This is a genomic window from Streptomyces sp. NBC_01454 (genome assembly GCF_036227565.1).
Lineage (GTDB): Bacteria > Actinomycetota > Actinomycetes > Streptomycetales > Streptomycetaceae > Streptomyces.
Window position 1 is genome coordinate 845546 of the sequence record NZ_CP109460.1, and the last position, 21600, is coordinate 867145.

Below are 21600 nucleotides of genomic sequence, written 5' to 3' on the forward strand. Positions count from 1 at the left end.
CGTCCCGCCGGGACCCGGCCATGTGCGGGCTCGTCGCACCCGACCCGGTCATGACCTGAATGACCGCCGATGCCCGCGGTCGTCCCGCGGGCATCGGCGCGGACCCAAGCCGGCTCGGCACCCGAGCCGCAGAACTTCCCTCCCCGAGGAGTGCCCATGATTTCGACGTGTCGTCCGTGGCACCAGCTGTCCTTGATCGAGCGGCAGGCACGTGCGGCGCAGCACGGCGGACAGCCCACCTGGGATCTCTCGGAGGCCCTGTTGCGCGGTCTCCCGACGTCGACAGGCCGGGTCGAGTTCCGTGCCGAGACCTATCCCGATCCACAAGGAGAGCGGGAACTCCGACGCCGGATCGCGGCCCGGGAGAACGAGAAATACGGCCTGTCGGTGACCGAGGACCACATCGTGGTGACGCATGGCGCGACCGAGGCGCTGTTCCTGCTCGCGCACACCTTCTTGGACCCCGGTGACCGGGTCGCCGTACAGGCGCCGAGTTTCCTTTTCTACCGGGAGATCCTCGAAAACCTCGGGGCCGGGCTCGTCCCGCTGAACGCGGAGCCCGACAGCGCCCGTCCGGCACGGATGCGGTTGCTGCACAGCCCCTCGAATCCCGACGGTCTCGTCCTCGCCGAGGGCGCCCTGTCCGTGCATGCCGCGGCGGCCCGCGCCGACGGTGCGCTGCTCGTCCTGGACCAGGTGTACGACGAGCTGATCGTCGGGGGCACGCGTCCCCGCGAGGACCAGGCCCTGCTCGACACCGGCCACGTGGTCAAGGTGAACTCCCTGTCCAAATCCTTCGGTTGCCCTGGCCTCCGCATCGGCTGGATCACCACCGCCCCCGCAGTCGCCGACCTGCTCACCGGTGTGGCCGAGCGCCTGCGCATGGGCCCGTCACTGGCGGCTCAGCAGGCGGCGACAGGCCTGCTGGAACAGCCGGTGGACGGAAACCTGGAGTTGCTCGCCGAGCGCCGGGCCATCGCCCTGGAGGCACTTTCCACACTCGACATCTTCGAGGCGGCGGCACCCCCGGCGGGCGGCCTGTTCCTCTGGCTGAAGCTGGCCGATCCGAACGCCGGCGCCCAGCAGTTCTGCGACCGGGCACTGGCGGAGACCGGCGTGCGGCTGATGCCCGGCACCGGATTCTGGCAGGGAACCGACGATCGGATACGTCTGTCGTTCGGCGCGGTCCCTGAGATCCTTGACGCGGCCTTCGACCGGCTCCGCCGCCTGACGGTGGCCTCGGCCGGCCTCACAACAGCCTGTGGAGGCAGGTGATGTGACCGGCAAGGCATCGATATGACACACCGTCGACGTCAACTGACACCCCGTCACAGACACCTGGCAGGTAGGTAGCAATCACGTGGAACCGAACGCATCACTGACGGGTACTTCAGAACAGCGGGTATCGCGATGATGCCGTCGACGACGCAGGCCCCACCGCGAGGAGGGCTGCGACGCAACCGTGACTTCCACATCTTCTGGGCCGGCGAGACGATCTCACTGTTCGGCGCCGAGGTCAGTCTTCTCGCGCTGCCCTTCACCGCCCTCGTCGTACTCGGTGCCGACGCAGCCGACTTGGGCCTGTTGCGCTTCGCCGAATACCTTCCCTTCCTCGCCCTGGCTCTGCCCTTGGGAGTGCTCGTCGACCGGAGAAGGCGCCACCCCCTGCTGGTGCTCGCCAACTCCGCCCGTGCCCTGCTCGTCGGGGCGATCCCGGTGCTCGCGGCACTCGGGTGGCTGACCATGCCCTGGCTGGTGGTCCTCGCCACGGGCATCGGCACGTTCACCGTGCTGTTCGACCTGTGCCTCCCGGCCTACCTGCCGAAGTTCGTCGCCTCCGAGGACCTGCTGTCGGCCAACGGTCGCGTATCGATGAGCCAAGCGGCGGCGGAGGTCGCGGGGCCGGGCCTGTTCGGCTTGCTCATCCATGTGCTCTCCGCACCCCTCTGCCTGGCTCTCAACGCCGTTTCCTACCTCGCGTCCGTCGTTTCCCTGGTGCTCGTCAAGCGACCGGAGCCCGCCCCGACCCGAGTGGCCGCCACCCCCTGGCAGGACCTCCGCGACGGGCTGGGCTTCCTCACCCGTTCACGCCTGATGCGGGCGGTGACGCTCGCCGGGAGCCTCTACAACCTGGCGTGGGCCATCTTCCAGACCGCGTTCCTCGTCCACATGAACCACATTCTCGGATTCAACGTCGGCATCGTCCTCGCGGTGGGAGCGGCCGGTGGCCTGGCCGGAGCCGCGTGCGCCCCCTGGCTCACCCGGCACCTCCCCGTCGGCCTCACCTACCTCGCGGCCGCCACTGCCATCTCCGTCCCCGCCCTGCTCATCCCCGCCGTCGTGGGCCACCGGACCTCGCTCGCCCTCGTCGACACCGCCCTTCTGGTCCTCATGAACGGCGGCCTCGCGGTCTTCAGCGTCCTCACCGCGACCCTGCGGCAGACCATCACGCCCGACAGGCTCATGGGCCGAGTCGTGGCAGGCTACCGAGCCCTCGTATTCGGAGGCATCTCCCTCGGCGGCCTGATCACCGCCTGGCTCGGCACCCTCGCCGGCCCCCGCACCCTCCTCTGGACAGCCGGCCTGCTCTTCCTCTCCGCGGCAGCACCCATCCTCCTCTCGCCGGTACCGCGCCTCCGCGGATTCGGCACGGGAGATGGCCTCTTGAGCGGCACCGAGTCCTCCGAGTAGGAGTGGGCCCAGCGTTCCTCCACCGGGTAGTTCATGGCGACCCATCACCGGCCCTAATCCCCCGCCAGAGATCGTGTAAAGGCAACCCCCAGCCTCCGGGATCGCCACACAACTCCGTGCTCCTGGGAATACCGCGTCTCCCCCACGGAGAAGGAAACGGGAAGCAGCGCCATTCGCCTTGTCCGTCCGGCCGGGTAGCCGGTCGTCCTCCGTCACCGCCGTGCTGCGTGGCCCGGACCGGCTGTGCTGCTCCGGGCCGACATGGATGCCTTGCCGGTGGCCGAGCCCGCACCGGCCTGTCCTCCGCCTCCACGACAGCGGGCGTCATACACGCCTGTGGCCACGAGTGGTGCTACGTGTGAGGGGACTCGGTTCGTGGAGTCGTGAGCCTCGTTCGGTGAACTCCTGTGCCCGGCCGCAGCAGTAGGGTCTGCCCCACCGTGTTCCAGGGGGCTTGTCGGAGTGCCTGAGTCCGGCACCGCATGATCGGCTGTCCGCACGGGATTCGCGTGGCGGAAGGTGGACAGGTGAGAGTCCGGATCGGGTACTCGGCATGGATCGTGGGCGTGGTGCAGTTCTTCGTCATCCACTGGATTGCCGAGTCGGCTTGGGCCAGACCGTATAGCTGGGCACGGAACAACATCAGCGACTTAGGTAACGCTCACTGCGCTCTGCAGTCAGAGCCTGAGCCGCGCTATATCTGTTCCCCCGAGCACGGTCTGATGAATGTTTCGTTCGTCGCCCTGGGAGTGCTGCTCGCTGTCGGCGCCGCGCTGACCGGTGGTGCCCTGTGGCGGAGAGGCCGGACCGCTGCCGTGGCCCGTCTGCTGCTCGCCGGTGCCGGCGTGGGATTCGTGCTGGCCGGGCTGGCTCCTGCGGACGTCAACGAGAACCAGCATGTTCTGGGTGCCGTCTTCATCATGGCAGCGGGCAACATCGGTCTCGTCGTGGCGGGGTTCGGCCTGGCAGTACAAGTTCCGGCCCGCATGCGGTGGGGCACCAGCCTGCTGGGAGTCACAGCGATCACGGCTTTCGGGCTCCTTTTCTCCCACCACTACCTCGGTCTCGGGATGGGAGGTATGGAACGGGTCGCCGCTTTTCCTCTCCTGTTCTGGGCGCTTGCTGTCGGTGCTCGTGGCCTCATCCCTCGGGCAGGTCGTATCCAGGAGGCGGTGCCGGCAGAGCGTCTCAGCCGCGCTGGTTGAGAACTCTGGTCAGGTCCCGGTTGGCCCCCTCGCGGCATCGAGATCGGATCGGGCCTCCTCCAACGCGGAGGTCCGTTCGACGTTTTGCTGCTCCAGCCTCGTGATCTTCCACTGGAGCTCGTCGATGTCCGCTGGGGCTCCGAGCCCGGACTCCTGCCACGCCTGAGCTCCCAGGGCCTGCGACAGTCGCTTCCCAACTGCTGAATGCGGGCGGTCAGGCGGGTGTTGCGGGCTTGGGCGTTGGCGAGGCCGGCCTGGAGTGAGGCCCTGCTGACCGGCGAGCCGCTGGCCGGGTCCTGGGCTGCTGGTTCGAGTTCGGCGGCGTGGACGATTTCGAGCAGGTCGCGGTGGCGCCCAGCGGCTCCGCACCCGCTCACCGGTGCTGACGACGGCGAATGACTCTCCGGCGCCATCGGCCGCACCGTCCTGGCCCCCTTCGCCCTCTACGAGCAGCAGCGGAACCGCTCGCTCGCCCCGGTCGCCCGGGAGTTGTCCCTCGGCGTCCCGCTCGAGGCCGGTCGCTGACGCCGCCGCTCAGTGAAGCTGCCCGGGTTCGTAGTCGCCGGCCGGCTGCTGGGTGATGACGTTCGCCCGGTTCACCATGTTCATGAAGCAGACCAGGATCACCAAGGCGGTGAGCTGCTCCTCGTCGTAGTGCTTGGCGGCGGCCGCCCACGCCTCGTCGCTGACGCCGCCGGCCGCATCCGCGATCCGGGTCCCCTGCTCCGCCAGCTCCAGTGCGGCACGCTCGGCCTCGGTGAAGACTGTGGCCTCCCGCCATGCCGCCACCAGGTTCAGCCGCACCGGGGCCTCACCGGCCGCGGCAGCCTCCTTGGTGTGCATGTCGATGCAGACGGCGCAGCTGTTGATCTGGCTCACGCGCAGCGCCACCAGCTCCTGCGTCGCGGCCGGCAGCGGCGAGTCCTTGATCGTCTTGCCCGCCGACATGAGGTGCTTGAGGGCCTTGCCGGCGGTCGGGCCGGCGAAGTAGTTCAGTCGGGCGTCCATGGTCCGCTCCTGGGTGGTCGTCAGTGGCTACACCCCTGAGACGAGGTAGCCCGACGCCCTGTGACAGGGACGGAGGTGACCTGCGTCGCCTCTCGTCACCCGACCCCCGTGAGGCGGGTCGAAGAGGGAACGTTCCGCGCAGCACCTTCACCCACCACGACGAGCTTGTTCGGCCTCCTGTGAACGAGCCCGGAAATCGTCGCGCAGCCTTGTGTAGCGAAGGTCGAACTTGTAGACCTCCGCGTCCTTCTCCGGGTAGACCCCGTGCGTGAACGCTCTCGACATCACGCCCTTCTGGGCGCGCTCACACACCGTGTTGTCCTGCTCCGCCACCCGCTCGTTGAATTCGACCACCGCGCTGGGATCGAAGTCGGCACGGGCCACGCTGTCGGGGTGGAAGAGGTAGTCGGTGACGAGTCTGCAGCTGGTCGGACCGGTCGGCTGCACCAGGGTGGCGATTACCTCGCACCCACTGACATCGAGGAACATCGCAGGGAAAAGCAGGGACCCGAAGTAGGAACTTGCCTCCTCCCCCGCCATTCCCGGTATGAGCAGATTGCGCGACTCACGCTCCCCCGCGACGCTCATCCTCCCCTCCGCCAGGGACACTCCCCCATCGGACCTGCCGTCTTCGAACACCACGCCCGACCGGAACGCCGGCACGATGTCAACGAGTTCGGGATGCACGGTCGGACAGTGGAGGCATTCGTTGTAGTTGGCGACTATGACCTTCCAGTTGGCCTGCACCTCGTGGACGGACCGAAATCCCCGCCGCAGTCCGCTGAGATCGAATCGTTCGAGGTCCAAAACCCCCTCGCTCTCCGCCAGAGCGTCACGCAGCGCGGGCGGATCGTCGCGCTGAAGGTTGACGAAGACAAACCCCTGCCATTCCTCAACGGAGACGGCCCAGAGCCCGTGTTCTTCGCGAGAGACTTCCTCACGGCCGACGTGCGGAGTCCCCCGGAGCTTGCCGTCCAGCGTGTAGGTCCAGGCGTGATAAGGGCACCTGAAAGCGGACTTCACCCGACCGGAATCCCCGTCGCACAGCCTCGATCCCCGGTGCCGGCACACGTTGTAGAAGGCGCGCAGCGAATCCTGTTCGTCGCGCGTCACCAGAACGCCCTCCCCCGCGACATCAGCGGTGATCCATTGCCCCGCTTCCTGCACATCTTCCGTACGTCCGACGCATATCCACGACCGGAAAAATATCGCTTCCCGGTCGAGCGAGTAGACCGCGGGATCGTGATAGTCGGGACCAGGCAAAGTTGCCGGCAACGCACTCACTTGCACTCTCCACTCCTGGCGACCCGTGCACAACAAGGCGCCGCACACCCCTCAGAGCCTGACTAACTAGTCAGTCAGGAAACTACCGAAGTGGCCCCTTTGTCAAGGGGCCACGGCGTCGGCGTGAGCACCGCACAGCGCAGGAGACCGGCCCGCCCGCGCAGCGAACGGCCTCGCGGCTCGACCTGAATCCGGGGCACCGTCAGCGGCGACGGTCGAGCCGGGGGACAGGCCCAGCGGTGGCCGAGGCCCGGATCAGAAGGGTGCGGGGGCCTGTGCGAACTGCCCGGAAACGTCCCCGGCCAGATCGAGCGAGTCGGGGTTCAGGGTCATGACCGGGGCGCCGGGTGACAGGTCGAAGCGGTCGATCTCGGCCCACAGGAGATTCGGGCTGGTGGCCAGTTCGAAGTAATACCGCTTGTCGGTGAGGTCGCAGACGGTGCGGTATTCGGTGTGGTAGATCTCGAATCTGCCGGAGCGATACGGCGCACCGAAGGGCACGGAGGCATTTCGGGTGACGGCCAGGATTCCGGCGACAGCCTGTCGTTCGTCCGCCGGCTTCGGCAACAGCGCACTGAAGTAGGCGGCGCGCTGGAAGCGGTCGACCGCGTTGACGTTTCCCGGCAGCGGAACCTCGCTGCTGGGCTCGTCGTGGCCGAGGTCCCGTACTTTCTGCACCTGCTGCTCGAGCAGGCGGAGTTGCTCGTCAAAGGCAGGTTCGTTCGTCATGACCGTGTACCTGCGGTGGTGATGCACCCGCCGTTCACCCTCGACGTATTCAATGATCGCCGAGTCGCCGGACGCATCCTCCAGCGCCACATGCACCGTGGCCTGGAATCCTCGCATCTCGACCATCACCAGCTGGAAGGTGTCGAGGAGATTCAGGGCCTCCTCCACGGTCTCGGCGCTGTCCAGCAGATACTGGATCCACAAAGCGATCTGCAGACCCGGTTTGTCCGGGTCGCCGGGGCCGAGGTCGGTGCCGTCCAGATACAGCATGTGAGCCCCGAGACCGCGCTCGTTGAGCCCGTCCACCGTGCCGCCGCCGTAGACGGTCGTCACGAGACTGCCGAACTGGCTCGTCCACTTGAGGGGATTGTCGCCGGCCACGGTATGGCCGGCGAGCTTTCCGCCGTCGCGCTTCAGCCCTTGCGGGAAAACGGTCAGGACAGGCTCGGTCGATTCGGGCCAGTCCATCGTCCGGCCGACCAGAACCGCGAGGCCGTTGGTGTTCCACAGAATCCGCGTACACATGAGGAAATGCCCATCCGCAGGAACGAAACGGTCATGTCGCCCATAGTTCTACCTCACCTGTGCGCGCTCGCCGCGTGAGGTGACGCGCGGCGTCGGAGTACATCGGCCTGCCGCAAGGCCCGCCCGCGCCGGCGGGGACGCGCGGGCGGGCCAGGGCCACGAAAGCCGGGCGCCGGCAGAGTGCGCACCGGCGCCCGGAGGGGTCTCGCGCCGATGAACGGCCGAGCCGAACGAAACCGCCTAGTGCAGCGTCTTCAGCGCCGCCGCGTCGTACGGCGTCAGCTCCTCGAACCGGTCCCCCAGGACCTTTGCCGCCCACTCCGGGTCCTGGAGCAGGGCGCGGCCGACGGCGACCATGTCGAACTCGTCGCGCTCCAGGCGGTCGAGAAGGTTGTCGATGCCCCGGACCGGGGCCCCCTCGCCCATGAAGCCGCGGAGGAAGTCGCCGTCGAGGCCGACCGAACCGACGGTGATCGTGGGCCGGCCGGTGAGCTTCTTGGTCCAGCCCGCCAGGTTCAGGTCCGAGCCCTCGAACTCCGGGAGCCAGTAGCGGCGGGTGGAGGCGTGGAAGGCGTCGACACCGGCCGCGGCCAGCGGGGCCAGTATCGCGTCCAGCTCCTCCGGGGTCTCGGCGAGCCTCGCGTCGTAGGCCTCCTGCTTCCACTGCGAGTAGCGGAAGATCACCGGGAAGTCGGGCGAGACGGTCTCGCGGACCGCGGCCACGATCTCGGCAGCGAACTTCACACGGGCCACGGAGTCGCCGCCGTAGGCGTCGGTGCGGCGGTTCGTCCCCGCCCACAGGAACTGGTCGAGGAGGTAGCCGTGGGCGCCGTGCAGTTCGACGCCGTCGAAGCCGATGCGCTCGGCGGCCGCGGCGGCCTCGGCGAAGGCGCCGATGACATCGTCCAGGTCGCGCCGGGTCATCGCCTTGCCGGTGCCCTCGGTGCCGTCGACGCGGATGCCGGAGGGGCCGACGGCGGGGGCGTCGGCGAAGGGCGGCTCGCCCTGCTTGCGCACCATGCCGATGTGCCACAGCTGCGGCACGATCGTGCCGCCCGCCTCGTGCACGGCCTCGGCGACCTTCGCCCAGCCCGCCAGCTGCTCCTCGCCGTGGAACCGCGGCACACGGTCACTCTGTCCGGCCGAATCGTGGCCGACGTAGGTCCCCTCGGTGACGATCAGGCCCACCCCCGCGGCGGCGCGGCGGGCGTAGTACGACCGCACGTCCTCACCGGGGATGCCGCCCGGGGAGAACATGCGCGTCATCGGTGCCATCGCGATGCGGTTCGGGACGGTCAGGCCGTTCAGCGCGACGGGCCGGGAGAGGATCTCGGCCGCGCGGGAGGCGGGGGACGCAGTGACGGTCACGGGGGTGCTCCTCGGAGGTACCAGTCGGTATGTGTACACGCACTGAATGCGTGCTGGCGTCAACACTCCGCGGCGCCGATGGCATTCCGTCCCTCCGGGCAACCGCCCTGTGATCCAGGACACGCACCGGAAACCAGGGGCAGCCGGTGCCGGTGGGACCCCTGGAGCCGCCCGAGCCGCCCGGAGCCGCCCGGGAGACGGTCGGGCAGGGCTACGGGCGGCGCCCCCACGCGGAGATCATCGGAGCGGTGGCCAGGTCGAGCCGCCCGGCGGCGACGTTCGCCAAGTGACGGTCGATCTCCTCGTCGGTGGCAAGCCCCTGCTCGATCAGGTGGTGGCGGATCTGCCGCACCGTCGCGTCCTCGAGCACGGCACACGCCGGCGAGGTGATCGGGAAGTACGCGTCGGCCTGCACCTCCGCAAGACCGGCTTCGCGCAGCACCCTGGGCAGGGTCCGCCCGTACGCGAGGTCCGCGCCGCGCGCCGCCATCAGCGCCCGGAAGCCGGACCGCAGCCGATTGGCGAGCCGCTGTTCGGGACCCGACTCGTCCGGGCACAGCAGCGGCTGCAACAGGGGGTCGGCGTCCTCCAGGAGCAGCCAGCCGCCCGGCCGCAGCGCCTGCACCATCCGGCGCAGGGCCTCGGCCCGGTCCGCGACATGCACCAGGACCAGCCGGGCGTGCACAAGGTCGAAACCACCGGGCGGCGGCGGATCGGCCGCCACGTCGTGGGACAGCACCTCGATCGCGCCGCCGGCGATGTCCCGGGTCCAGGACACGTCGAGGTCGGTGGCGAGCACCGTGCCTGTCGGGGCGACCCGTTGGGCCAGCCCGAGGGGCACGGAGGGTCCGCCGGCGCCGACCTCCCAGCACCGCATGCCGACACCGATTCCGAGCCGGTCGACGTGCCGGAACGTCACCGGGTCGAACAGCTCGGCGAGGGCACCGAAGCGGACACCCGCCTCCGACTGTCGGTTGTCCAGCAGGTAGCCGCTGTCGGTCTCGTGCTCAGCCATCTGATGATGATGGCAGAAGGGCGCAGGACGGGCCGGACCATGCCTGGCTCGACGAGGCGTTTCCCGATCGCACCGAGGCGTACGGCCGCACCTCGGTGCGAGGGCTCGCCCCCGTTCGCGAACCACCGGCACGGCAGCGCCCCGCACAGTCTTGTCGAGGAGATGCGGTGCCGGCTTCGACCTCGGTGCCGGCGAGGACCGGAGCTACGAGCTGCCCACCGAGGCCATGTGCGCGCCGGCCGAGCGCCTGACGGGCGGGCGGCTCTCCGCCGAGGTCCTGGCCTCCGCCACGTTCCTGTGCGGGACGACCTCGCTGCCGCCGCGTGGCTGAACCCGACCTCAATCTGTCGCGTGGGACCGCCCCTTGAGGTCCCTTCCCATACCGAGGACGATGGCCCCCATCACACTTCGTTGCACCATGGTGCGCCGATGGGGCACCGTATTGCACCAGGAAGGTGGGGAGCGATGTCCGGCCAACTCGAGGCGCCTGACGGCCCGATGTGGCGACACAGTCTTGATGCGGAAGTGCATGCCGCGAAGACAGCGATCGCCGTGCGGCTGCGTCACATCAGACAGCATCACCCGGAGGGGCCGTTCAGCCTGGCCAAGCTGGCGGAACGGGCCGGCGTCTCGAAGCGCACCCTGGCATCGGCCGAATCCGCCGAGGGAACCAACCTCACCATCGAGACCCTGGTGAAGGTGACGCACAGTCTGGGCATCGCGCGCTGGGCCTACCTCCTCGACGAAGAGGTCTTCCAGCAGGTCAATGCGGAGCTGGAGACCATCAAGGAACTGCGCCGCCGCAGGGTGCAATCCGTTGCCCTGCGCGCCTCGCACTCCGCGGCCGTGTCCACCGGCCAGCTGTCGAAGCTCCTCACGGGCATCATCGACGCTGCGGCACAGGCGCGCGACTCACTGCGTGGTGCGCCACCGACAGCCGGTGAGCAGCAGCACGTTTCCGGTCCCCGACCCGCCGCCACCACCGAGTGACGCCGATGCCGCATCCTCCGCTCCGTCCGGGCACGGGACGGCGGGGCAGCGTACGGCGGCCGCGCCCCGGAGCAGTTCAGCACACAGCCAAAGGTGGGGCGATGCGCTACGCACACGACGTCGGCTTCTACCGGTGTCCGACCGACCAGCAAGGTGACACCATGACCACACGGCAGGTCCGCAAACGGTGCCAGACGCTCGTCAGCGAGCTTGATCTCCCCAGTCCCTTCTCCGTCGACGCTCTGGTCCGCGAGTTGTCGGTGCGGCGAGGCCGGCCCATCCGGATCCACACCTTGCCCATCGGCTCCGCCCTCAACGCCTGCGGACTGTGGATCGCCACCGACACCGTCGACAACATCTATGTCGAGGAGAAGACCACCAAGTTCCATCAGGAGCACATCGTTCTCCACGAGATCGGGCACATCCTGTGGGATCACGGCATCTCCGATGAGGAGACCCAGAGCGCGCTCACCACACTGCTGCCGAGCATCAGCCCCCACATGATCAGCCGGCTGCTGGCCCGCAACAACTACACCACCGAGCAGGAGCAGGAAGCCGAACTCGTCGCCAGTCTCATCCACTCCGCCGCCGGGATGCTTCCCCCTTCGTCGTCCACAGGGGTGCGCGGCGCACTCGAAATCGCGCTCGGAATCCGCAGGTAGAAACCATGAGCATACGTTCGCTGAATGAACTGGGTAACCGTGCCGAGCTCCTGGGCGCGCTGGCACTGTGGGTGGTGATCATCCTCCGGTTGCCGTCAGCCCGCCGGTCCCGCCAGCAGAAGATGCTGCTGATCGCCGTCATCGGGATCGCCGGGTCGATCACGGTCTATCTCGACCCCGTCACCGCGGCGCTGAACCGCACCTTCACCTTCGCCCAGAGTTGCGGCCTGTTCATGAACACCTGGGGCGTCCTCAGCTCGGCCCTCATCCTCGACTTCGTCCTCGCCGCCATGTCCCGGCGCCGCCCCTGGCTCATCTACGGTCCGATGGTCATCACGATCGCCGCTCTGATCGTGCTCAACTTCACCATCGCGCCGCACGCCGGCTGCGTCACCTCTGAAGTCGTCCCCTGGTACAGCCCGTTCTGGTGGCTGCTTGTCGCGGCCCACCTCATCGGCACCGTCCCGTGCGCCGTGCTGTGTGTGCGCTACGGCCGCCAGGCCCACGACGACCGTCCTCTGCGCACCGGGCTCCTCCTGCTCGCCGCCGGCTTCACCTCGTCCTCCACTTTCTGGTGCGTCGTCCTGGCCTTCCTTCTGGCCCGTCCCGCCTGGCTGGGCGCGTTGTTCCCCCTCAACATCGCCGTCACGGCCTGGCTGATGACCGCCGGGGTCTGTCTGCCGCTCGCTCTCGCTGCCCGCCACACGGCCCGCGACGCGATCGCGCTGTGGCGCTTGCACCCGTTGTGGCGCGACCTCACCGAAGCCGTTCCGCATGTCACCCTGGACGAGCCGCTCAGCCGGTTCCGCGCGGTGCTCGGCGGACCGCGCGCGATCCACCTCCGGCTCTACCGCCAGGTCATCGAAATCCGCGATGTCCTGCTCGTCCTGCAGGACTATGTGACTCCCGAGGCGACGGAAGCCGCCCGTCACCACGTCACGGCCCGGAACCTGCCCGAAGAGCAGATCGAGCCGGCGTTCACCGCATGTTGGCTGCGCGTCGCCCTCCAGGCCGAGAAGACCGCGGCCACCCCCCAACCGAACCAGCTCGCCCCCGGAAGCCCCACCCACGACGGCCTCCGCAGCGAAACCGAGTTCCTGCTCGCCGTCCGCCGGGCCCGCACGCTCCCCACCGCGCGTGCGTTCACCTTCCTGCCGGAAACCTCCAGCCCTGCCACGCCGGACGGACGCGACCGGAACACCCCGGCTCCTCACACGAGATAGGCGCACCCATGACGCAACACCCCACCACCACCCCGTACAACAGCGGCATGCTGAGCAATGACGCCGCTGACGAGAGCGCCCGCCTGGAGTCCATCCAGCGCAACGTCGACGGGTTCACCACCGGCCTCCTCGACGGCCTCCCCATCGAAGCCTCCTGGAACTGTCTGGAACTGGGCGCCGGCGCCGGCTCCATCGCCTACTGGCTCGCCGGACGCTGCCCCGACGGGCGCGTGGTCGCCGTCGACCTCGACACCCGCCACCTCGATGCGGGCCGCGCGGCGAACCTGGAAGTCCAGGAAGCGGACATCACTCACGAGGACTACGCGCCCGGCAGCTTCGACCTCATCCACGCCCGCTACCTCTTCTGCCACCTCGCCGAACGCGACGAGATGATCGCCCGGGCGGCCCGCTGGCTCTCCCCCGGCGGCTGGCTCCTCGTCGAGGAGCCCTACCACCTGCCGGCCGACACGTCCCCCTTCCCCGTGATCCGGCGCATCCTCGACGGGTATCAGCGCATGTACCACCAGCACGGCGCCGACATGACCTGGGCCCGCGGTCTGCCGGCGCTCCTGGCCCGCCACGCACTCAAGGAGGTGGCCTTCGCCGGAAACCTCGGCCTCATGGGCGGACTCGACAAGGACCGCTGGCTCCCCCTCATCACCCAGGCGGCGCCCGCCCTTGTCGCCGACGGTCTCGTCTCGGAAGCCGACCTGGCGGAGTTCGCCATCATTCTGAAGGACCCCGCGTTCATCGACATCCCCCAGATCACCCTCTCCGCATGGGGCCGCCGCCCCGCGGAAGACGCCTGACGGCTCCCTCCCGTACGGATGCCACAGGTGGCGCTCCCCCCGCGCGGTGGTGATCGGGCCGTAGGCTCGAAGCCGACCGTGCGGGGCGTTGAGGGCGAGAATCGAGAAGCAGATGGATGCAGTGGCAGTGACTTCGGAGGGGGCCGTCCGGGGCGCGTCCGTATCCGGCATCGCCGGCTTCCGCGGCATTCCGTTCGCCGCGGCGCCGGAGGGACCGCGGCGCTTCCGGCCACCCGCGCCTGCGGCCCGTTGGGACGGGGTGCGGGACGCCACCGCGTTCGGTACCGCGCCACCACAGTTGCCGCCGGCGCCGGGGGCCGCCCCGGCCTGGCAGGCCGGTGACGGGCTGGACTGTCTGACGCTGAACGTCTGGACCCCCGACCTCGGCGGGGCCGGCCTGCCGGTCATGGTGTGGATCTACGGTGGCGGATTCAAGCACGGCTCCTCCGGCAGACCGGACTTCGACGCCACGCACCTGGCGGCCGCCGGAGTGGTGGTGGTCACCTTCAACTACCGTTTCGGCTTCGAGGGCTTCGGCCATCTGCCCGGAGTCCCGGACAACCGCGGGCTGCGCGACCAGATCGCGGCACTGGAGTGGGTGCAGCGCAACATCGGCGCCTTTGGCGGCGATCCCGCCCACGTGACGGTCTTCGGCCAGTCCGCGGGCGCGGCCTCGGCCGCCCTGCTCCTGACCTCTCCTGCCGCGCGGGGCCTGTTCCGCCGAGCGATCACACAGAGCATCCCGGATGCTTTCCTCCCCACCGCACAGGCCGAGCGGGTGACCGGCATCCTCGCTGCGGAAGCCGGGGTAGCGGCTACGTGGGAGGGCTTCGCCGCTCTGCCGCCCCAAGCGATCCTGCGGGTCCAGGACACCCCGCTCCAGGGGCCCCGGGCAGGCTTCAGCGCCTTCGGCCCGGTCATCGACGGCGATCTGGTCACCGGCCCGCCCTGGGAGACGATCCGCCGCGGCGCCGGCCGTGAGGTGGACCTGGTCTGCGGATTCACCCACGACGAGGCCCGGTGGTACACCGCAGGCATGGACGTGTCCGCCATCCCCCTCACCGCCGTGGCGGACTCACTTCGGCTCCCGATGAGCGTGGTCGCCGACTACCGCACCGCCTATCCCACCAGTACCGACGCCGAACTGGTCACGGTGATGCTCTCCGACGCCCTGTTCCGGATGCCGACGACCCGGGTCGCCGAGGCACACGCCGAGGCGGGCGGCCGTACCTGGCTGTACGACCTCACCTGGCAGAGCCCCCGCCTCGGCGCCGGCCACATCCTCGATGTGCCACTCGTCTTCGGCAACGCCGGGACCCCACTGGCGGCCCGGTTCCTCGGCACTCCACCACCCGCAGAGTTCGTCGCCCTGTCCGGGAACATGCGCGCGGCATGGACGTCCTTCGCCACCGACGGCGACCCCGGCTGGCCGCGCTTCAACCTCGGAAACCGGACCACCCGACTGTGGGATCTCCCAGCTGCCGACGTTCCGTACCCGCTGGCCGAGTCCCGCCAGATCTGGGAAGGCATCGACCGGAGGCGGTAGCGGCGCGGGCGCCACGTGGTGGACGAGGGTGAAGGGCACACCAGCGTGGCCGAGTGGCGGGCGGGCCACGAGCGGTTCTGGCACGGCGAGGAGATGCGTGCGGCGCTGGACGATCCCGAGTTCACCGTGCACGACGGGACGCCGACGGTTCTGGAGCGCTTCCGCCTCCGCACCGACCTTCGCCCCGCCGCCCGCGGCCCCGTCGACGACCACCATTCGTCGCTCACCACGCCACGTCACGTCGTCACCGGCGGCCGCAAGCGTCCCGACGCGTGAACCACGTGCCGTCTCCGAAGGGGTAGCAGCCCCACGCCCGCCAGAGCACGGGCAGTTACTCCCCTGATCCCGTCTCCGCCACCGCCACCACTTGCTTGCCCACCACTCCGCCCCGCTCGAATGCCTGGTGCGCCGAGGCGATGTCTGCCAGCGGGTACACACTGTCCACCACAGGCCGCAGTCGGCCAGATGTCACATACTCGGCCAGGCCACGCAGCGTGTCGGTGTCCGGGTTGGAGCTCAACGTGCGGATGCGGCGGGCGCCGTGCACGCTCGACGCGGCGATCGCGGCCACGGACGAGGCCGACAGGGAGATGGTGGCCATCCGGCCTTCGCGGGTCAGCCGCCCCCGGAAGCGGTGCAGGTCCGATCCGACCGTGTCCAGGATGACGTCGAAGGGTCCGATCTGATCGGCCGTGGTGGAGCCGTAGTCGAAGACCTCGTCGGCTCCCAGCTCGCGCAGCGCCCCGGCGTGGCGGTCGCGGGACAGCGCGGTGACGTGCCCGCCCATCGCGTGCGCGAGTTGGACGGCGGCCGTGCCGACTCCGCCGGCGGCGCCACGTACCAGGACGCGTTCACCGCTCGCCAGGTGCAGCGTGTCCCGCAGTGCGCTCAGCGCTGTCGTGCCGGCGACGACCAGGGAGGCTGCCTCCACCGGCGAGAGGTCCGCCGGTGCGGGCCCGACACGGTCCGCGGGGATCACGACGTATTCGGACGCTCCACCGAGCGTGTGCCGCTTGAGCGGGTGCACGGTGCCCCATACGCGGTCGCCGACCTGGTACCGACGCACATCGGCGCCGGTCGCGGTGACGAGACCGGCGAAGTCCAGCCCCACACCGAACGGGAACCGGCGTCCGGTCACGATCCGCAATCCCCCTGAGCGCACGATCGTGTCGAGTCCGTTCACGCTCGACGCCTCGACCGATACCAGCACCTCACCCGCGCCGGGAGCGGGGCGGTCAACCTCGTCGACGCGCAGGACATCTGGTGTGCCGTACCCGGTGATCTGAACGGCCTTCATGTCAATTTCCCCTTCATGGTGTGCTGATAGGCGGGTCGGTGGGGGCGACCGCTGTACGGTGTCGCGCGCTCGCCTCGCCGCCCGACGGGCTCGAGCGAGGCGGCGGCTCGGGTCAGGGAAGGAGGACGACCTTGCCCTGGTTGCGGCGGGCTTCGATGTCGGCGTGAGCCCGGGCGGCCTCGGCAAGCGGGTAGGCGCGCCACACGGGGACGTCCAGCTTGCCGGCGGCGATCAGCTCGGCCAGCCGCGGCAGGGCCTCGGGGAAGCGGTCTGCCGGGTCCATGCCGGTGAACCGCACGCCGTGTTGGGCGAAGGACGGGTCGGCGATGGTGATGACCTTGCCCGCATCGCCGACCAGGGCGACGGAGTCGGCGAGTACACCCGCGCCCGAGGCGTCGAACACGAAGTCCACACCGTCCGGGGCGGCGGCCTTGACCCGCTCCACCCAGCCCTCGCCGTAAGGCACGGCGAAGGCGCCGAGACCGTTGACGCGCTCGATGTCCTGCTCGGCGACGGTGCCGACCACGGTGATTCCGCGGGCGGCGGCCACCTGCACGGCGATGGTGCCCACGCTGCCGCCGGCGCCGTGCAGGAGCAACGTCTGCCCCGGCTGCACGCCGAGGTGCTGGAGCGCCCGGCAGGCGGCCTCGCCGACCGTGACCAGGGCAGCCGCGGTCTCGAACGACACCTCCACGGGCTTGGCGAAGGGCTGGTCGAGCACCGCGTACTCGCTGTAGCCGCCGACCGAGGCGACACCGAAGACCTCATCGCCGACCGAGGCGGTGGCGCCCTCGCCGGCCTGGTCGACGACACCGGCCACGTCCCAGCCCGGGACCATCGGGAAGGCGACGGGGAAGGCACCCTGCATCGCCCCGGCGCGAATCCGCAGGTCGATCGGGTTGACGGCGGTCGCCCGCACGCGGATGCGCACCTGGCCCGGGCCCGGTTCGGGGGTGGCGACCTGGGACAGGGTGAGGACCTCAGGCCCCCCGTACTCGGAGAACGAAATGACAGTGGACATCAGACACTCCTGACGGGAGGGACGGACCACACGGACGTGAATCATCCAGTGCGTGTGATTCCTTTCTATCACACACCCCGTATGATTCAATGTGTGGCTCGAATCACACGGCACGTATGATTCAACGGTAGGGTGGGGTCCATGCAGCAGCCCCTTCACCGCCGCCCGCCGACCGCGAGCAACCCGCGCGTCCAGCGCACCCGCAGTCGCGTTCTGACCGTCGCACGCGAACTGCTGCCCCAGGTAGGACCGACCGGGCTGACGTACGCGCTGCTGGCCGAGCGCGCCGACGTCACCCGCCAGACCCTCTACCGCCACTGGCCCAGCCGTGCCGCGCTGCTCTTCGACCTGATCCTGGAAGGCCCCGACCTCGGCAATTACCCCGAGCCGGGCAGTGACGTACGCACCGTGGCCACCGAGTGGCTCAAGAGCCTGCGCGCCGGCATCAGCGAACCGGCCATCCGCACCGCCGTACTGGCCGTCACCGCCCAAGCGGACCACGACCCCGACAGCGCCCAGGCCCTTTCCCGCATTGGCCAGGACCGGCTCACGGCCCTGAACGCACTGCTGGCACCCTCCGGCATCCAGATCGACGGCGCCGAATACACCCTGCTCTACGGGCCCGTCCTCGCCCGGCTCTTCCTCGACCGCAGCCACGTCTCCGACGAGTTCATCGACACGACCGTCGCTCAGTGGCTCACCACTCTCGAAGGACTGCGGCGGACGGAGTCTGAGGGGGGCGGGTGACTGGAGGGGCTTTCCTCAGCCGGGCCGCCTGGGTGGCGTAGGCCGTAAGCCGTAAGCCGTAAGCCGCGGAGCCTGGAGTGGCCAACAGGGCGTCGAGTCAAGGGACTTGGCGGGCACGCTCGGAGGGCGGAGTGTCAGGCCGACCGTCGCAGCCACGATGCGAGAGCCGCATGGTCGCCATCGGTCGGTCAGACCGAGGCGGGGATCGACTCGGTGGAGCTGGGCGTCTCCCGGGTGGTGGGCAGCGACCGAAGAGCCCGGTGGTCGCTTGGGCATGCCCCCAGAAGTCACTGCCGTCAGCATCACCGGTCAAAGAACAGCCGGCCCCACCCCGTCGTCAGCAGTCCGACCATCATCGCTGCGGAACGAGTTCCACCCGGACCCCGCTGCGGAGTCCGGGTGGCGGGGCGGTCGGACGTCAGGCCGGTACCGCTTCCTTGTTCTCGCGGTCGGTCGGGACGGCTCCGCCGTTCCCGTCATCGGGTCCGGGCACGGATGCCGGGATGACAACTGAGGGCGCCGGGGCGGGGGTTCGGCCAGGCGGTACCGCGGCTTCGGACTCGCGCCATCCCGGTGGGCCGAACAGGTAGCCGGCCCTGCCGCGCCAGGTGCGGGCCCGGCGGACGTCGCGGAGCATCCCGGTGAACTCGTGGTAGTTGGCCTTGACCGGATTATGGGTGTCGATGTTCGTGGTCAGGCCGTACCTGACGGGTTCGGTCTCCTCCGCATAGCTGCCGAACATCCGGTCCCACACGATGAGGATCCCGCCGTAATTCTTGTCCAGGTAAGGGTTGTTGGCGCCGTGATGGACGCGGTGGTGCGACGGGGTGTTGAACACGAACTCGATCGGCCCGGGAAGGCGGTCGATGCGCTCGGTGTGGATCGGGTACTGGAAGAGCAGCACGAGGGAGTGCGCCAGGAAGATCATCCAGGCGGGGATCCCGATCAGCGCCATCGGGATGTCCGCGACCGCGGTGAGGAACGATCCCGGGATCAGCCAGGGTAGACGCACCGCCGTGGACAGATTGAAGTGCCGGCTGGAGTGGTGGACGCTGTGTCCGGCCCAGAGCAGGCGGATGCGGTGGCCCATCCGGTGCTGGGCGTAATAGGCGAGGTCGGCGAGGACGAGGGCCGCCACCCACACCCGCCAGTCCGAGGAGGAGAGCGTGTGTGGCGCGCACGCCGCCGCGATCACCACGACCGGAAGCTGGATGAAGTGGTTGAGTGGCTTGGTGAGTTGACCGATCGCGTAGATGGACAGGCTGGTGGCGGCATCGCGGGCGGAGACCCCGGCCCGGTCGGCCTTCGGCTCCTTCTCGCGGTGATAGCTGATGAACTCGACGGCCATCAGCAGCAGGAACGCGGGTATCGCGTACAGGCCCAGTCGGAGCGTTTCTTGCACTGAGTCACCTTTCCTTGGCTTGGTCGGCTCGGCTCCCGCCTCGGGCGGAGCCGGCGTTTCGCGGCTCGCGGGCGGGGCGGCGGGGTCGGAACGAGGCCGCCGCCCCCGGCCGTCACAGGTCGCCGAGGTCCAGGAGGGAGGACCGGGACCGGACCTCGCGCCAGATGTCCCCGCTGCGCCATTCGCCGGACGGTTCGCCGAGCAGCTCGGTCAGGGCCGTCAGCGCCCGGACGGCCTCGACGCCCAGCTGTTCACGGATCTCCTCGTCCACCTCGCGCCGGGCCTCGCGGAACGCCTGGAGAAAAGCGATCGCGTCCGAGGTGGGGCGCACGATCTTCTCGCGGCCGTCGCCGGGCGACTTCTCCAGCGACAGGAAGCCGCGCTCGCACAGGTCGGCCACCAGCTTGCTCGCGCCCTGGCGGCTGATCTGCATCTCGCGGCCGATCCGGGAGACCGTCAGCCCCTCGTTCGCCACACACAGCCGCAGGATCATGCCGTCGGGCAGACGTCTGTCGGTGAATCCGGACGAGGCCAACTTCTGCTCGACCCGGCGTCGGTACCCGATCCAGGAACGCAGGAGCTGCGGGCCGAGGGCCGGCGCCCCACTTCCGTCGGAGAAATGCGCAACCATGGGTGCCAATATAGATACGCACCCATGGTTGCGCAACCATGGGTGACACCTTCTGGGTCAGGGTGGGGTGACCGACGGCGACGGGCCACGGCGACCAGATGCTGCTCGACGTGCGGAGTCCGCGGCGGGCGTGGGACCGGGGCACCCGGGCCCAGGCCTGAGCGCCGGGGTGCTCCCGGGTCTCACGTACGGCGCCGCAAGGTCACGGTCGGTGCCGGAACGTCATGGTGGGCGCGCCCGGGGTCAGGGGCGGTATGCCTGGCGCAGGGCGCAGGTCCAGATGACGGCGCGGGACGTCGATGTGGCGTCGGCCGCGGTGCCGCCGACGCGCTGGTCGTCGCTGACGGCGAAGGCCTCGGAGGTGCCTTCCGGGGAGAGCCGGGGCAAGGCGAGCAGGGGGCCGGTGCCCGGCCAGATCTGGGCCTGGATCGGGGGCGCGGTCTCCGGCGGGAACGGGCCGTCCATGTGGCTGTCGCGAGCGGTGCCCACACTGACGTTGGTGGTGGGGCTGATCGCCTCGAAGGTGCCGCTGGTGCGTTCGCCGAGGTGCCCGACTTGGTTCTCGGTGGTGTACGGCGGGAGCCACTGGGTGGGGGTCAGGGTGTCCAGGTGGACGTAGTCGTAGGTGCCCACGATCCGTCCGGCCCGGTCGATGTCCCGGGGGTACCAGTAGTCATAGGGCACTCCCGCGGGCCAGAAGCGCTGCAGCGGGATGGCCGCGGCGCCTCGTCCGGTGGGCCAGGTGAGGCCCGCCGACCACGATTCGTCATCCTTGACGGCCTCGCCGGAACCGGCGATCTGCCCGGCGTTGTTGAGGGCGGTCACCGAGGTGAGCGAGTAGCCGGCCGGCGGCTTGAGCCGGCGGACGATCCGGGCCCCGTCCCATTCGAGGCCGACGAGGGAACCCGGTGTGCCCCCGTCGCCGACGATCAGACCCCGGTCGTTGACGTCCGCCGCGTGCGCCCCCGCCGGCAGCAGGGTCACCTTGCGGGCCCCGACACGGAAACTGAAGGCGGCGCTCCGGCCGGCGCCGTTCAGGGAGCCGACCATCAGCCCCTTCGCGTTGACCGCGGCGACCTCGCCGCCGGTGAATCCGGCGGGCAACGGGACGCGGTGCACCCGGGTACCGGTCCAGTACACGGGAAGGCCGTGCGACCCTCCCACCGCCAGGGCATTCGGCCCAAGTCCCCTGACCTGGCTGTCTCCTGAACCGGGCAGGGAGGCCAGGACCTGGAGGGCCGGCCGGCAGGCGGGCTTGCGGGCGTCGTCGGCGTGCCGGGCCGGCGAGGCGGGCGCGGGGCTCGCCGTCAGCAGGGGTGTGCACAGGGCGGTCGCGACAACCGTCACTGCGGCACGGAGGTGTCTTCGCATGGTGATCTCCGTTTCCGAACGACGCGGGAGGACCGCGTCAATGTCGGGGTGAGATGGGAGGATGTCCCCAAGTCCG

Annotated in this window: 20 protein-coding genes and 1 pseudogene; 11 read left to right on the forward strand and 10 right to left on the reverse strand. The window is 69.6% G+C overall.

From position 1 onward, the window contains the following. The first annotated feature begins 156 nt into the window (after nucleotides 1-156). From OIU81_RS03575 to OIU81_RS03585, 3 genes are all read left to right on the forward strand, one after another. Nucleotides 157-1275 (forward strand): pyridoxal phosphate-dependent aminotransferase, encoded by a 1119-nt coding sequence (locus tag OIU81_RS03575; protein WP_329143724.1) that lies wholly within the window; start codon nucleotides 157-159, stop codon nucleotides 1273-1275. A gap of 135 nt (nucleotides 1276-1410) precedes the next feature. Next, nucleotides 1411-2691, forward strand: coding sequence for an MFS transporter (locus tag OIU81_RS03580; protein WP_329143725.1), 1281 nt, complete (start codon nucleotides 1411-1413; stop codon nucleotides 2689-2691). Between the two features lie 566 nt (nucleotides 2692-3257). After that, the gene (locus OIU81_RS03585) at nucleotides 3258-3896 is read left to right on the forward strand and encodes a DUF998 domain-containing protein (protein WP_329143727.1); all 639 of its coding nucleotides are present in this window, start codon (nucleotides 3258-3260) and stop codon (nucleotides 3894-3896) included. A gap of 534 nt (nucleotides 3897-4430) precedes the next feature. Here OIU81_RS03585 and OIU81_RS03590 read toward each other — a convergent pair. From OIU81_RS03590 to OIU81_RS03610, 5 genes are all read right to left on the reverse strand, one after another. Beyond that, nucleotides 4431-4904: a carboxymuconolactone decarboxylase family protein gene (locus OIU81_RS03590; protein ID WP_329143729.1), complete on the reverse strand. Its 474-nt coding sequence runs from the start codon at nucleotides 4902-4904 to the stop codon at nucleotides 4431-4433. 147 nt (nucleotides 4905-5051) lie between these two features. Continuing rightward, on the reverse strand, nucleotides 5052-6188 hold the full coding sequence (locus OIU81_RS03595; protein ID WP_329143731.1) for an aromatic ring-hydroxylating oxygenase subunit alpha: 1137 nt from the start codon (nucleotides 6186-6188) through the stop codon (nucleotides 5052-5054). 255 nt (nucleotides 6189-6443) lie between these two features. Continuing rightward, nucleotides 6444-7442, reverse strand: coding sequence for a linear amide C-N hydrolase (locus OIU81_RS03600; RefSeq protein ID WP_329143733.1), 999 nt, complete (start codon nucleotides 7440-7442; stop codon nucleotides 6444-6446). A 240-nt stretch (nucleotides 7443-7682) separates the two neighbouring features. Further along, nucleotides 7683-8810: an NADH:flavin oxidoreductase gene (locus OIU81_RS03605; protein ID WP_329143734.1), complete on the reverse strand. Its 1128-nt coding sequence runs from the start codon at nucleotides 8808-8810 to the stop codon at nucleotides 7683-7685. Nucleotides 8811-9021: 211 nt separating this feature from the next. Further along, on the reverse strand, nucleotides 9022-9825 hold the full coding sequence (locus tag OIU81_RS03610) for a class I SAM-dependent methyltransferase (RefSeq protein WP_329143736.1): 804 nt from the start codon (nucleotides 9823-9825) through the stop codon (nucleotides 9022-9024). 43 nt (nucleotides 9826-9868) lie between these two features. Here OIU81_RS03610 and OIU81_RS03615 point away from each other — a divergent pair, with 43 nt between their 5' ends. From OIU81_RS03615 to OIU81_RS03645, 7 genes and pseudogenes are all read left to right on the forward strand, one after another. After that, nucleotides 9869-10156, forward strand: a complete 288-nt coding sequence (locus OIU81_RS03615; protein ID WP_329154870.1) for a DUF6461 domain-containing protein — start codon at nucleotides 9869-9871, stop codon at nucleotides 10154-10156. 134 nt (nucleotides 10157-10290) lie between these two features. Next, entirely contained in the window at nucleotides 10291-10815 is a 525-nt protein-coding gene (locus OIU81_RS03620) for a helix-turn-helix domain-containing protein (RefSeq protein WP_329143738.1), read from the forward strand. Nucleotides 10816-10916: 101 nt separating this feature from the next. Next, the gene (locus tag OIU81_RS03625; protein WP_329143740.1) at nucleotides 10917-11477 is read left to right on the forward strand and encodes a hypothetical protein; all 561 of its coding nucleotides are present in this window, start codon (nucleotides 10917-10919) and stop codon (nucleotides 11475-11477) included. Between the two features lie 5 nt (nucleotides 11478-11482). Then, a complete protein-coding gene (locus OIU81_RS03630) occupies nucleotides 11483-12700 on the forward strand; it encodes an MAB_1171c family putative transporter (RefSeq protein WP_329143742.1) in 1218 nt (405 codons plus the stop codon). A gap of 8 nt (nucleotides 12701-12708) precedes the next feature. Further along, the gene (locus OIU81_RS03635) at nucleotides 12709-13509 is read left to right on the forward strand and encodes a class I SAM-dependent methyltransferase (protein ID WP_329143744.1); all 801 of its coding nucleotides are present in this window, start codon (nucleotides 12709-12711) and stop codon (nucleotides 13507-13509) included. A gap of 112 nt (nucleotides 13510-13621) precedes the next feature. Then, nucleotides 13622-15055 (forward strand): carboxylesterase/lipase family protein, encoded by a 1434-nt coding sequence (locus tag OIU81_RS03640; RefSeq protein ID WP_443073922.1) that lies wholly within the window; start codon nucleotides 13622-13624, stop codon nucleotides 15053-15055. Between the two features lie 12 nt (nucleotides 15056-15067). Beyond that, nucleotides 15068-15253: pseudogene (locus OIU81_RS03645) on the forward strand (ASCH domain-containing protein); the annotation flags it as partial. A 133-nt stretch (nucleotides 15254-15386) separates the two neighbouring features. Here the strand turns inward: OIU81_RS03645 and OIU81_RS03650 are convergent. Next, the gene (locus OIU81_RS03650) at nucleotides 15387-16352 is read right to left on the reverse strand and encodes an NAD(P)-dependent alcohol dehydrogenase (protein WP_329143748.1); all 966 of its coding nucleotides are present in this window, start codon (nucleotides 16350-16352) and stop codon (nucleotides 15387-15389) included. Between the two features lie 112 nt (nucleotides 16353-16464). Next, nucleotides 16465-17373 (reverse strand): NADP-dependent oxidoreductase, encoded by a 909-nt coding sequence (locus tag OIU81_RS03655; RefSeq protein WP_329143750.1) that lies wholly within the window; start codon nucleotides 17371-17373, stop codon nucleotides 16465-16467. Between the two features lie 141 nt (nucleotides 17374-17514). On the opposite strand from OIU81_RS03655, the gene OIU81_RS03660 reads away from it, so the two are divergent. Continuing rightward, nucleotides 17515-18120: a TetR/AcrR family transcriptional regulator gene (locus OIU81_RS03660; protein ID WP_329143752.1), complete on the forward strand. Its 606-nt coding sequence runs from the start codon at nucleotides 17515-17517 to the stop codon at nucleotides 18118-18120. 418 nt (nucleotides 18121-18538) lie between these two features. Here OIU81_RS03660 and OIU81_RS03665 read toward each other — a convergent pair whose 3' ends face one another. From OIU81_RS03665 to OIU81_RS03675, 3 genes are all read right to left on the reverse strand, one after another. Next, nucleotides 18539-19522, reverse strand: a complete 984-nt coding sequence (locus OIU81_RS03665; RefSeq protein WP_329143754.1) for a sterol desaturase family protein — start codon at nucleotides 19520-19522, stop codon at nucleotides 18539-18541. Nucleotides 19523-19634: 112 nt separating this feature from the next. Continuing rightward, a complete protein-coding gene (locus OIU81_RS03670) occupies nucleotides 19635-20153 on the reverse strand; it encodes a MarR family winged helix-turn-helix transcriptional regulator (RefSeq protein WP_329143756.1) in 519 nt (172 codons plus the stop codon). A 243-nt stretch (nucleotides 20154-20396) separates the two neighbouring features. Next, on the reverse strand, nucleotides 20397-21524 hold the full coding sequence (locus OIU81_RS03675) for a hypothetical protein (RefSeq protein WP_329143758.1): 1128 nt from the start codon (nucleotides 21522-21524) through the stop codon (nucleotides 20397-20399). Nucleotides 21525-21600 lie beyond the last annotated feature (76 nt).